Here is a 12,986-nt window from a genome sequence, read left to right on the forward strand (position 1 = left end):
ATTAAAGTGTTTGCTCCAAAATGCGAACAACTAATTGCTCAAAACTTGCACCATGTGCTTTTGCCGCCATAGGTACAAGCGACTTTTCGGTCATACCGGGTACTGTATTTACTTCTAATAAGTAAAAATTACCTTGCTGATCTTGCATTGCATCTACGCGACCCCAGCCGCTAGCACCTACTAAATCAAATGCATCGAGTGCCATTGCTTGTAAGTGCTCGGTATCTGCAGGCGATAAATCTGCCGGGCAATGATACTGCGTGGTAGTTGCTTGATACTTAGCTTGGTAATCATAAAAACCATTGGGTGTTGTCATTTCGATTACTGGCAACACTTCATCGCCTAATACCGTTATGGTAAATTCGCGGCCACTGATCCACTGCTCAACGAGTACTTGGCTATCAAACTTAAACGCATTACTAAGTGCATCTTCAAGCTCTTGTGGCGTGTTTGCTTGTGCCATACCAATACTTGAGCCTTCGTGCGACGGTTTTACCATCACTTTTTTAAATTGCTGCATTATTGCCGCTGCATCAAAGCCTTTTTTGGCATCAACCACGGTATAAGGAGCGGTACTTAGCCCTGCCGATTTAAATAAATGCTTACAACGCACTTTATCCATAGCCAGTGCTGAGCCAAGTACGTTACTGCCAGTATACGGCAGGTTCATAAATTCAAGCGCACCTTGCACTGTACCGTCTTCGCCACCACGACCATGCAGTGCAATGAACACTCTATCAATTGCTAACTCATTTAGCTCCCATAACGGGCGTTCTTTAGGGTCAAAGGCAATGGCGTTTATGCCATGATTTTGCAATGCATTTAACACCGCTTGTCCTGATCTTAATGACACTTCACGCTCTGCTGAGTTCCCCCCTAACAGCACCGCTACTTTACCAAACTGCGTGTTTAACTGTGTCATACTTCACCTTGTTTAAGTTTTTCTATCGACATACCCGTAGCGGCTAAGGTTTTTACTAATTGCCCTATGTTGCCAGCCCCTTGGGTTAATACTAAATCGTTATTTTGTAAGCAATCGGCTAATACGCTTGCCAGCTCTACGCTATTAGCTACGTGGCGTGGCTCTTTACCGCGCTGGCGTAAACTACGGCATAAGCTTTTACTATCTGCGCCTACAATTGGCTCTTCGCCAGCACTGTATACATCCAGTAGTAACAGCTGATCAACCTCGGCTAATACTTTTACAAAATCTTCGTACAAGTCGCGAGTACGAGTAAAGCGGTGAGGTTGATACACCATAACTAAACGCTTATCTGGCCAGCCTTCACGAGCCGCAGTAATAGTGGCGGCTACTTCAGACGGATGATGCCCATAATCGTCAACTAACATTACGCTGCCACGTTCGTTTTCAAACTCACCGTAGTGCTGAAAACGTCGGCCAATACCTTCAAATTTTTGCAATGCTTCCAAAATAGCGAAATTAGCAATATTTTGATCCTTTGCTACTGCTATAGCTGCAGTGGCATTAAGTGCATTGTGTTTGCCTGGCATATTTAGCGTTGCTGTTAAGCTCTCGCCTTGTTTATTGGTTACCGTAAACTTGCACGTGTTTGCCGACTGGCTAAAGTCGCTCATGCGATAATCCGCATCGCTCGACTCGCCATAAGTAATCACCGGGCGACCAAAACGCGGTATAAGCTCGCTCGCGACTTCAGAATCTATACACACTACAGCTAGGCCATAAAACGGTAGGTTATGAATAAAATCCACATAGGTGTCTTTCATTTTTTCTAGGCTGCCGCCGTAGGTTTCCATGTGATCTTCTTCAATATTAGTGATCACCGATACCATTGGCTGTAAGTGTAAAAATGAGGCATCGCTTTCATCTGCTTCGGCAATTAAAAAATCGCTTTTACCTACTTTTGCATTACTGCCGGCACTATTTAACAAGCCACCAATTATAAATGTTGGATCAAGGCCAGCTTGTGCATAAATACTGGCAATTAAACTGGTTGTTGTAGTTTTACCGTGTGTACCCGCAATAGCTATACCGTGGCGAAAGCGCATTAGCTCAGCGAGCATTTCGGCGCGGCGTACCACAGGTACTCTTGCGGCCTTGGCGGCTATAATTTCTGGGTTTGTTTCATCAATGGCACTGGAAACAACCACTACATTGGCATCTTTTACGTTATTTTCGTGATGCCCAATAAACACCTCTGCACCGGCTTTAATTAACCTGTCTGTCATAGCGCTGTGCGCAATGTCAGAACCGGTAATCCTATAACCTTCAAACGCGAGTACTTCGGCAATGCCGCCCATGCCTGCGCCGCCAATACCAACAAAGTGGATGGTTTCAATGCGACGCATTGCTGGTCGTGTATATTGCTCTCTTATTGACGTTTGTTTCACTTATGCTCTCTTATTGGTTACTTGCTCACAGTGCATAGCTACGCTTGCTGTGGCATCTAAAATGGCTTGCTGTTTTGCATTTGCCGCCATTTCTTTAATTAATGAAGGTTTAGCTAAATATGGGCTTAAAAGCGCAACAATTGATTGTTGATTAAACTGCCCTTGTGGCATTAGTAATGCACCATTTGCCACAACTAAATACTGTGCGTTCGCTGTTTGATGGTCGTCCACCGCATGCGGAAAAGGTACAAACACAGCCATTTTACCAGCAGCTGCAATTTCACTCACAGTGAGCGCGCCCGAGCGGCAAATAACAATATCGGCCCAGCCGTAAGCTGTGTCTATATCATCTATAAATTCAGCCACTTTTGTATTTTTAGCGCTAAATTTATGCGATTTATAAGCAGCTTCAACACTGCCTAAGTGCCCTTTACCCGTTTGGTGCCAAACACTTATAGCATTGGTATTACCCAGCTCTGCAAACGCAGCAGGCAAAGTTATATTAAGTACTTGCGCCCCTAATGAGCCGCCTACCACTAAAATATTAATTGGGCTTGATACTTCTCGCACAGCAACATTTGCCACGCTTTCTCGCACTGGATTACCAACTAACTCGGCCTGGCCTGCTTCAAATGCACTTGGAAAAGCCGCCAATACCCGATTAGCAAACTTAGCAAGCCACTTATTGCTCATACCGGCAATGGCGTTTTGTTCATGGATCACCAGCGGAATACCTAAACTTTTAGCTGCAATACCGGTTGGGCCTGTTACATAACCGCCCATAGCGAGTACCACATCGGGCTTTTCGCTTTTCAATACCTTACGCGCTTGTAATATTGCATTAAGCACCATGAATGGGGCTTTAATAAGACGCTTTATTCCGTTACCACGTACGCCTTTTACATTAATAAAATTAATATCAATATTATGCTTAGGAACAACCGTTGCTTCCATTCTATCGGGAGTGCCTATCCAGCTTACTTGCCAGCCTTGCTGTTTTAAGTAGTCGGCCACTGCAATACCCGGAAATATATGTCCGCCAGTACCACCGGCAACTACAACACACTTTTTACTCATCGCTTAGCTCCACCTGACGTGGCTTGTTTGGTCGCCATTTTAGTTTCAAAATCAACACGTAATAAAATACCAGCAGCAATTGTCATCATGAGTAAACTCGACCCACCGTAAGAAATAAACGGCAGTGTTAACCCTTTAGTAGGTAAAATACCCGCACTTGCGCCTACGTTAACCATGGTTTGAAATGCAAACCAAATACCAATTGCCAACGCTAAATAGCCTTCGTATTCTTTACCATTTTTAAGCGCATTTTGGCCAATTAGTAAGGCTCTAAACACTAAGGTGCCTAATACTATTAATATGCTCGATACACCAACAAAACCAAGCTCTTCTGCTATTACCGCAAAAATAAAATCGGTATGTGCCTCGGGTAAGTATTGTAGCTTTTGTACGCTGTTACCTAAGCCTTGGCCAAACCAATCTCCTTGACTGTAAGCCATTAACGATTGCACTAACTGATACCCTTTGCCAAATGGATCATCCCACGGCTCTAAGAAGCCAATAACCCGCGCCATACGGTATGGTTCAAGTACTATTAGCCCGATAACCAAGGCAACGCCGGTTAAAATTAATACAAAAAACTGCCAAAGTTTGGCACCGGCTAAAAATAACAAACCCACGGTAGTTACAAACATAACAACCACTGTACCTAAGTCGGGCTGCATTAAAATTAATCCTGCATAAGCCGCAAATACTAGTATTGGCTTAATAAAGCCTTTTATGTTTTCTTGGACTTCGCTACGTTTACGCACCAAATAACCTGATATATAACTAAAAAAGAATAACTTAGCCAGCTCAGAAGCCTGAATGTTAAACGGTCCTATGGGTATCCAACGAGTTGAACCGTTTACTTCTCGGCCAACAATAAGCACTATAAGTAATAAGCCCAAACCCACTAACAACAAGTACGGATTCGCTTTTTTCCACCAGCTCATAGGCACTGAAGTGGTGATCCAAAATAAACAAAACGACAAAGCTAAAAATATACCGTGCCGAATAGTAAAATGATAAATATTACCAAATAATCTGTCGGCTGTGGGCATAGATGCACTGGTAACCATGACAAAACCCACCCCCATTAACATCAGCATGCAATACAACAATGGTACATCGTAGAGCTGCGCCGAAGGCTTGGGCGTTAGTGCTTCTTTAATATCGGCAAAAGCCATCATGGCTGCTCCGCCATAACGCATTGTATAAAGTCATCGCCGCGTTGCATGTAGTTATTGTACATATCAATACTGGCGCAAGCCGGTGCAAGTAACACAATATTACCGGGCTCGCTTAATTGCTTAGCCAGTGTTACCGCTTCGCTCATATTATTGGTTAAATGGCTTTTATTGGTTAATGCCATTAAATCTTTGGCATCTTTTCCAAAGCAAATTAGCGCTTTAACATGCTGCTGTAAGTAAGGTGTAAGCGCGTTTAAATCGGCTCCTTTTGCATCCCCACCAGCAATAACTATTAATTGTTGGCCATTAGTTGCAAGGCTATCTATTGCAGCAATAGTAGCGCCCACATTAGTGGCTTTAGAGTCATTAAAGTATTTAACTCCAGCAAGTTCAGCAACAAACTGACAGCGATGTGCAAGGCCATTGAATTGGCTAAATGCTGTACTGTATTGTGCTTTACTAATATTAAACGGGCTAAGTAGCGCCATTACCGCAAGCGCATTTAAATAATTATGCTTGCCAACTACCGCCAAGCTAGTTACTGGTAAAAAGGCTTTGTTAACCTGCATAAAATATGTTTGTTGTTGATATTCGCCAAGGCTGTAATCGCCTTGGTTAGCACCAAAACTTAATTGGGATTTTGCTTTACTGTGCGTGGCTTCGTCGTCTGCATTGGTTATCACTAAAGCTGCGTTATTATAAATACTCAGCTTGGAATCTATATAAGCTTGATAACTGGCGTAACGATCAAGGTGATCCTCTGAAACATTCAGCACGGTGGCGCTAATTGGCTGTAAACTTGTTGTGGTATCTAGCTGAAAACTAGACAACTCCAATACGTACACGTCAACGTCGTTGTTACTTAAATCACTTTGCAGTAAATCAAGCACGGCGGTGCCAATGTTGCCACCCAATGCAGCTTTATAACCGGCAGCAAGTAATACCTGCTGCGCCAGTGTTACTACTGTGGATTTACCATTGGATCCCGTAACAGCAACCACAGGTTTAGTATTAATGCGGGCAAACAACTCAACATCACCAATCACTTCAACGCCTGCGTTTATAGCTTTAGCAATTGCTGGAATTGTTAAGCTAAGGCCTGGGCTAATAATGATCATATCGCTGGCGCAAAGATCGGCACTGTCCAAATCACCAAAACGGGTAGTTAACGTTGGCGTATTTTGTTTTAACCAATCAATTCCCGGTGGGTTTACTCGGCTATCAACCACCGTTGGTGTTAAACCCTGAGACACTAAAAAACGCACAATGCCCAGACCGGTTACACCGAGTCCGAGCACTGTTATTTGTTTGTTTTTTATCTCACTTAAGTATCGCATTTATCGAATCTTTAACGTCGCAAGGCCAGCTAACACTAGCACAATTGAAATAATCCAAAAGCGCACAATAACCCGTGGCTCTGGCCAACCTTTTAATTCGTAATGATGATGAATAGGCGCCATTCTAAAAATTCGTTGCCCGCGTAATTTATACGAGCCTACTTGTAAAATAACCGACAAGGCTTCCATTACAAATACCCCCCCCATAATAATAAGCAGTAACTCTTGGCGAACTAATACGGCAATAATACCCAATGCACCGCCTAACGCTAATGAGCCTACATCGCCCATAAATACTTGCGCTGGGTAAGTGTTAAACCATAAAAAGCCTAGCCCTGCGCCTACTATTGCGGTACATACCACAACAAGCTCGCTGGCCAGCGGTAAATATGGAATATGTAAGTAATTCGAAAAATTCACATTACCAGTTAAGTAAGCAATAATTGCCAGTGCTGCCGCCACTAAAATAGTGGGTACTATGGCAAGGCCATCAAGTCCATCGGTAAGGTTTACCGCGTTTGATGTTCCTACTAACGCAAAATAGGTAATAACAATGTAAAACAAGCCTAGTTGCGGTAATACATCTTTAAAAAATGGTACAACTAACGAAGTTTCATTGGCTTGAGTGCTGGTAAAAAATAATGCACAAGCAACAACTAAGGCTATAACTGATTGCCAAAAGTACTTCCACTTAGCAATTAAACCTTTAGGGTCTTTACGAATAACTTTTCGGTAATCATCCACAAAACCAACTATACCTAACGAGCCAATAACAAATAACGTTGCCCAAACATATTTATTTGATAAGTCGGCCCATAATAAGGTACTGGTAAAAATAGCCGCTAAAATCAGTAAGCCACCCATAGTAGGTGTTCCCGATTTTGATAAATGCGATTGTGGGCCGTCATCGCGCACTGTTTGCCCTATTTGCATACGTTGCAAAGCGCGAATTAACTTAGGCCCTAAATAAAGCGACATCATTAATGCGGTTAAAATCCCTAAAATAGCACGTAGGGTTAAGTACGAAAAAACATTAAAGCCCGTGTAATATTGGGTTAAATACTCTGCCAGCCAAACTAACATTAAAATACTCCATTGATGGCTTGTTGCTGGCCATTAACTAAATCGGTTACTAAAAGCTCCATGCGAGAACTGCGTGATCCCTTCACGACTATGGTGGTTTTTTTATCTACTTTTTTAATACTTGTTTGAATTTGTTGCAGCATTTGCTCACGGTTTGAAAAGTGCCTATTTGGCAGCCCATACACATCACTGGCGTAGCGACTTAATACACCTAAAGTAAACAGCTCATTGATGCCTTGCTCTAATGCATATTCGCCTACTTCTTGATGATATTGACGTGCTTCTTCGCCAAGTTCACCCATGTCGCCCAGTGCTAAAATACGATGCCCTTGCATATCACTTAGTAAATCAATGGCGGCTTTAACCGACTTAACATTGGCGTTATAGGTATCATCAACCACAGTTAATAAATCAGAAACATTAATTAAATTAACGCGGCCTTTTACATCTCCCATGGTTGCCAATGCATTAGCAATATCCTCAAGGGTGACATCAAACTCACTGGTTAGTGCAGCTGCAATAAGTGCATTACTAATATTATGCTTACCTGGTAGCGCAAGCTTAACCGGTATTTGTGCGTTTTTAGTGCACAGGGTAAAGCTAGCGCGAGCATTTTCATCTAGGCTAATATTTTCAGCCCAAATATCGAGTTTTTCACTGCTCGAAAAACGCGTTACTTTCCGGCCATCGAGTTTATCTAGCCAGTATTGGCTAAACTCACTGTCGCAATTAACAATGGCAACGCCATCATCTTTAAGCCCGTCAAAAATTTCACCTTTGGCTTTAGCCACCCCCATTAAGCTGCCAAAACCTTCTAAGTGAGCGGCGGCTACATTACATACCACGGCAACATCGGGTTTGGTCATAGCGGTGGTATAAGCAATTTCACCTAAATGGTTTGCACCTAACTCTATAACGGCAAAACGGTGTTGCGGCTCTAAGCGTAATAAGGTTAGCGGTACGCCAATATCGTTATTAAAATTACCTTTAGTGGCTAGTACATCACCATGCACAGATAAAATTGCAGCGCACATTTCTTTTACTGTGGTTTTGCCAACACTGCCAGTAATAGCAATGGTTTTAGGGGCAACTTGCGCCATTACTGCGCCGCCTATAACCCCTAATGCTAAACGGGTATCTGCAACTATAAACTGTGGAATATCGACATCAACTTTGTGCTGCACAATAACGCCAATCGCGCCATTTTGTTTCGCTTGGGCAATAAACTTATGACCATCAAAATTTGGCCCTTTTAGTGCTAAAAACACTTCACCACTGCAAATGCTGCGAGTATCTGTATTTATATTTAGCACTGGTTGATTATCACCTTGATAATCGGTTGCTAGCACGTTAGCTAGCCAATCAAAATCCATCGGGATCATGCTTGAGTCCCTCTTACTGCTTTTTTTAGTTGTTGTTGTACGTAACGGCGATCGCAAAAGTCGATGCGCTGATCACCTATTATTTGATAGTCTTCATGGCCTTTACCTGCAATAAGAATAACTTCGTCTGCTTTGGCATTGTTTATTGCGTAACTAATAGCTGTTGCTCTATCGGCCTCTAAATAAGCTTTTGTTGGCTGCGCTAAACCTTGTACTACATCGGCAATAATGGCGTCAGGGTTTTCTGAACGCGGATTATCACTGGTAATAATAACCTTATCTGCATTTTGCTCTGCCGCTTGTGCCATTAATGCCCGCTTGCCTTTATCACGGTCGCCACCACAGCCAAATACACAGCTTACTCCACCAGGTACATGCTGCTGTAATGCTTGCAGCGCAAGCGCAAGCGCCTCGGGTGTGTGAGCGTAATCAACAATACAGGTTGGCTTGCCTTTGGCGCTAAATGCTTGCATGCGCCCAGCTACCGGTTGCAATTGCACGCAGCCTGCAATTAATTGTTCTAGCGGATAACCTAGCCCTAATAAAGTTGCAAGTGCCGCAGTTAAATTATATAAATTAAATTCGCCAAATAACGGCGACTCAATGGCAATATCGCCCCAGCTTGTAGTTAATTGTGCTGCTATGCCTTGCGCTGAATAAGTAACGTTTGAAAAGTACACAAACTGTGCATTTTTAGGTGGTAAGTTTTTTCGCCCGTAACACACTAAAGTGTTAAAGCTGTATTTTTCGAGCCATTGATCTGTTTGTCCATCATCTTGATTAAGAACCACAAGTTCAGGCTCAAAGTCTTTAAACAACATTAGCTTGGCATCACCATAACGCGCCATGTCACCATGGTAATCGAGGTGATCCCGCGATAAATTAGTAAATACCGCCGCTTTAAATTGACACTGTGCAACCCGCAGCTGTACTAATCCGTGGGATGACACTTCCATCGCCACCAGCTTGGTATTTTGCTGTTTTAAATCATTTAAAATTCGTTGTAAATCAACCGACGATGGCGTGGTATTTATTAGTGGTGTTAAGTTATCTGGATGACCATAGCCTAAGGTGCCAATAATGGCCGACTGGCTGTTACAAAACTGCGCTAAATGAGCAATCATAGCTGTGGTGGTCGATTTACCGTTTGTACCTGTCACACCAATTAAATCAAGCATGTGGCTTGGCTGCTGGTAAAAGCGACTCGCCAACTCAGGGAGCTTTTTAGTTAGCTCTGACACTAAGTAAAGTGGCTCAAAGCTAGTTTCAAATTCACATAGTCTGTCGGCAATAATTGCAACCGCGCCATTTTCAATTGCCTTAGCAATAAATTGTCCGCCATCTAATTGATGACCTTTAATTGCCACAAATACGTCACCGGGCGTTACTTCTCGGCTATCAAGGCGTAAGTGCCCTACTAGTTGCGAGGGGGCATCTATCTCTATATATTTTAAAATCGCTTTTAAATCACGCATCGTTCTCTTTACCTTTTACGTACGCTACCTCTTCCTTATCGGGCGCTACGTTTAATATTCTTAATGCGTTAGAGACGATCTCTGCAAATGCAGGGCCAGCAGTGGCACCTCCATAGTACACATCGCCGCCGGGTTCGTTAATCATCACTACCACTGCTAATCTAGGATTACTCGCAGGTGCAATACCGGCAAAGTAGCCTACATATTCATCACCGTAGCCACCAACAGCTGCTTTTTTAGAAGTACCTGTTTTACCAGCAGCACGATAACCATCCACGTTAATTCTGCGCGCTGTACCATCTTTTTCAAATACACTTTCCATCATGTGTACAACCGCTTCTACGTCTTTTTGTTTAAAAACACGCTCCCCTTCAGGGATGTCATCTTGCTTTAAAATAGTTAATGGACGATTAATTCCGCCTGCGCCTAACATGGTGTAAAAACGTGCCATTTGCGCGGTACTTACCGCAATAGCATAACCAAATGATAATGTAGCAATTTCAAAGTCAGACCAACGGCGATTTGGGTAAAATAAACCACTGCTTTCACCCACCATCCCGGTGCCAGAATCCGATCCAAATCCTACCTTTTGAAATAATCCCACTAAATAATCTTTGGGTACCAACTGAGTTACTTTAGCAACGCCCATATTTGAGGAATATTTTAAAATTTCGCGCAGCGTCATCTCACCGTGGTTACGGGTATCTTGTACTAAGCTGCCGCCTAATCGCATCCAACCTGGGTAGGTGTCAATGGTGTCATCGGCCTTAATTGCGCCGTAGTCTAGCCCAGCTAAAATGGCTAGAGGCTTAACGGTTGAACCTGGTTCAAACAAATCTGTAATAGCACGGTTACGGCGCTTATGCGGGGCTGCGTCATTTAAGTTATTAGGATTAAACGATGGGCTATTTACCATAGCCAATACTTCGCCAGTTTTAACATCAACCACCATGGCAGAGCCAGATGTGGCTTTATAAGTAAGCACTGCCGATTTTAGCGCTTTGTAAGCAATACCTTGAATGCGCTGATCAATACTTAAGTGAATGCTTTCGGGCTCTACACGCTCTCGCTCGTCAAGTACTGCAACTTCACGGCCTTGGGCGTCTTTACGAATTGTACGACGGCCTTCCTCACCTGTGAGGGCATTTTCGTAAAGCTTTTCTATACCTTCAATACCCTTACCATCAATATTTGTGAAGCCAATAATATGCGCAGTTACTTCGCCTGCGGGGTAATAGCGTTTTGACTCATCAAGTAAATGAATGCCTGGTAGGCGCAAATCACCAATGTAATTTGCCACTGCAGGGGTTACTTGGCGCTTTAAATATACAAAGCGGCGCGTTGGATCGTTTAACAAGCGGGAGTTTATTTTTTTAGGTTCTAAACGTAAAACATCGGCAAGCTCACGCCAGCGCAAATCGTTTTTATAATAAAGTGCAGTACGCTTATCTAGCTCGGCAGTATTTTCTGCTAATGCCAGATGATCTTCACCATTTTTACGTGCTTGCCTTAGTACTTTAGATACCAATGATTTGTGCAGGGCTTTGGGGTCTGCATACACACTTACTACAGGTACACTTACCGCTAACTCTTTACCATTGCGGTCAAATATCATGCCTCGTTGCACATGCAATTTTTCAACTCGCACGGTACGCTTATTACTTTCTGAGCGGGCTTTATCTGGTTCTAATATTTGCAAATAAGCAGCACGAGCTACCAGTGTTACAAACACTAAAAACACCACTGCGCAAACTAAAGTAAAGCGCCATGTGATTAAATTATTAGCCGGTTTTTTGCCGCGAGTTCTCATTGTAGTATTATCACCTGCTCATCTTGGCTGGTTGGCCGTTTCATTTTTAACTGCGATATAGCAACTTCTTCAATGCGTGCATGCTGAGAGTAAAACTCTTCTTCTACTAATAAGTAACGCCACTCTAAATCTAATTCGTCGCGTTGTTGCAGTAACGAGTCTTGCTCGATAAGTTGCCCTCGCGCAAGGTGCGTTATTTGCACCAAAGTTAAACTAGAAGCGAGTATCACAACCAATAAGGCCGAGGTAAGCTTATTAGCACCTAGGCCTTTAATTATTTCAAAAAATAAATTAGGTTGACGATAGCTCGCTTTTTTATTCATCCCAGCCTCTGTGCAATCCTAAGTACAGAGCTACGTGAGCGTGGATTACGCTCTACTTCTGCAGCGCTTGGCTTAATGGCTTTACCCACAGCTTTTAGTGTCAAATTTTGATTTATTTGTGCGTCAGTTAAAGGCAAGCCTCGAGGTAGCGCCTCGCCACGACTTTGCTTTCTAATAAACTGTTTTACAATACGGTCTTCTAAAGAGTGAAACGAAATAACAACTAAGCGACCACCTGGCTTAAGCACTTTAATCGCAGATTGTAATGCTGTTTGAATTTCTTCTAACTCACTATTTATATAAATGCGAATAGCCTGAAAAGTACGTGTGGCTGGGTGTTTAAATTTATCTTTAACCGGTACCGCTTCATCCACTAAATCGGCAAGCTGCTTAGTAGTAGTAATTGGCGTATGTTCGCGAACTTCCAGCACTTTGTGCGCAATGCGTTTGCCAAACTTTTCTTCCCCTAGTTTTTTAATAACATGGGTAATATCGTCAAGTTCAGCTTCGGCTAGCCACTGCGCAGCACTGCGCCCTGTGGTTGGATCCATGCGCATATCTAGCGGGCCATCTTTCATAAAGCTAAAGCCACGCAGTGCGTCATCAAGTTGTGGCGAGGACACGCCAATATCAAGTAAAATCCCATCAACCTTGCCAATCAGATCGTTTTGCTCAGCCACGTCATATAGGTTTGAAAAGCGTGTATGAGCAATTGCAAAGCGTGGATCATCTGCAAATTTTTCAGCCGATTTAATTGCTTGTGGATCTTGATCTATGGCCTGTAGGCGACCTTCACTACCAAGGCGCGCTAATATTTGACCTGAATGACCGCCACGTCCAAAAGTGCCATCCATGTATATACCGTCTGGCTTAATTGCAAGTGCATCTATGGTTTCGTCCATAAGCACGGATACGTGTTCAAATTGTGCTGTCATTAGCTATTGTTTGCCTTTTATT

General features: G+C 43.1%; 11 protein-coding genes. All 11 read right to left on the reverse strand.

Annotation, left to right across the window (positions count from 1 at the left end):
- Window position 1 precedes the first annotated feature (1 nt).
- From PTRA_RS13130 to rsmH, 11 genes are read right to left on the reverse strand one after another with little or no spacing between them, the layout of a single operon-like run.
- On the reverse strand, window positions 2–922 hold the full coding sequence (locus tag PTRA_RS13130; protein WP_058374116.1) for a D-alanine--D-alanine ligase: 921 nt from the start codon (window positions 920–922) through the stop codon (window positions 2–4).
- Window positions 919–2,328, reverse strand: a complete 1,410-nt coding sequence (gene murC, locus PTRA_RS13135; RefSeq protein ID WP_418055009.1) for a UDP-N-acetylmuramate--L-alanine ligase — start codon at window positions 2,326–2,328, stop codon at window positions 919–921. The genes PTRA_RS13130 and murC overlap by 4 nt, the downstream gene beginning before the upstream one ends.
- A 42-nt stretch (window positions 2,329–2,370) precedes the next feature.
- The gene (gene murG, locus PTRA_RS13140) at window positions 2,371–3,447 is read right to left on the reverse strand and encodes an undecaprenyldiphospho-muramoylpentapeptide beta-N-acetylglucosaminyltransferase (RefSeq protein ID WP_058374118.1); all 1,077 of its coding nucleotides are present in this window, start codon (window positions 3,445–3,447) and stop codon (window positions 2,371–2,373) included.
- Entirely contained in the window at window positions 3,444–4,619 is a 1,176-nt protein-coding gene (gene ftsW / locus PTRA_RS13145; protein WP_041454565.1) for a cell division protein FtsW, read from the reverse strand. The genes murG and ftsW overlap by 4 nt, the downstream gene beginning before the upstream one ends.
- Window positions 4,616–5,956: a UDP-N-acetylmuramoyl-L-alanine--D-glutamate ligase gene (gene murD / locus PTRA_RS13150; RefSeq protein WP_058374119.1), complete on the reverse strand. Its 1,341-nt coding sequence runs from the start codon at window positions 5,954–5,956 to the stop codon at window positions 4,616–4,618. The genes ftsW and murD overlap by 4 nt, the downstream gene beginning before the upstream one ends.
- On the reverse strand, window positions 5,957–7,039 hold the full coding sequence (mraY, locus tag PTRA_RS13155) for a phospho-N-acetylmuramoyl-pentapeptide-transferase (protein ID WP_058374120.1): 1,083 nt from the start codon (window positions 7,037–7,039) through the stop codon (window positions 5,957–5,959).
- Window positions 7,039–8,421 carry a UDP-N-acetylmuramoyl-tripeptide--D-alanyl-D-alanine ligase gene (locus PTRA_RS13160; RefSeq protein WP_058374121.1) on the reverse strand — a complete coding sequence of 461 codons (1,383 nt, stop codon included), beginning with the start codon at window positions 8,419–8,421 and terminating at the stop codon, window positions 7,039–7,041. The genes mraY and PTRA_RS13160 overlap by 1 nt, the downstream gene beginning before the upstream one ends.
- A complete protein-coding gene (gene murE / locus PTRA_RS13165) occupies window positions 8,418–9,896 on the reverse strand; it encodes a UDP-N-acetylmuramoyl-L-alanyl-D-glutamate--2,6-diaminopimelate ligase (protein WP_058374122.1) in 1,479 nt (492 codons plus the stop codon). Before murE ends, PTRA_RS13160 begins: the two co-directional genes overlap by 4 nt.
- Entirely contained in the window at window positions 9,889–11,706 is a 1,818-nt protein-coding gene (locus tag PTRA_RS13170) for a penicillin-binding transpeptidase domain-containing protein (protein ID WP_058374123.1), read from the reverse strand. Before PTRA_RS13170 ends, murE begins: the two co-directional genes overlap by 8 nt.
- Window positions 11,703–12,029: a cell division protein FtsL gene (ftsL, locus tag PTRA_RS13175; RefSeq protein ID WP_058374124.1), complete on the reverse strand. Its 327-nt coding sequence runs from the start codon at window positions 12,027–12,029 to the stop codon at window positions 11,703–11,705. Before ftsL ends, PTRA_RS13170 begins: the two co-directional genes overlap by 4 nt.
- Window positions 12,026–12,964, reverse strand: a complete 939-nt coding sequence (gene rsmH / locus PTRA_RS13180; protein ID WP_058374125.1) for a 16S rRNA (cytosine(1402)-N(4))-methyltransferase RsmH — start codon at window positions 12,962–12,964, stop codon at window positions 12,026–12,028. Before rsmH ends, ftsL begins: the two co-directional genes overlap by 4 nt.
- Between the last annotated feature and the right edge of the window lie 22 nt (window positions 12,965–12,986).

Source organism: Pseudoalteromonas translucida KMM 520 (assembly GCF_001465295.1).
Lineage (GTDB): Bacteria > Pseudomonadota > Gammaproteobacteria > Enterobacterales > Alteromonadaceae > Pseudoalteromonas > Pseudoalteromonas translucida.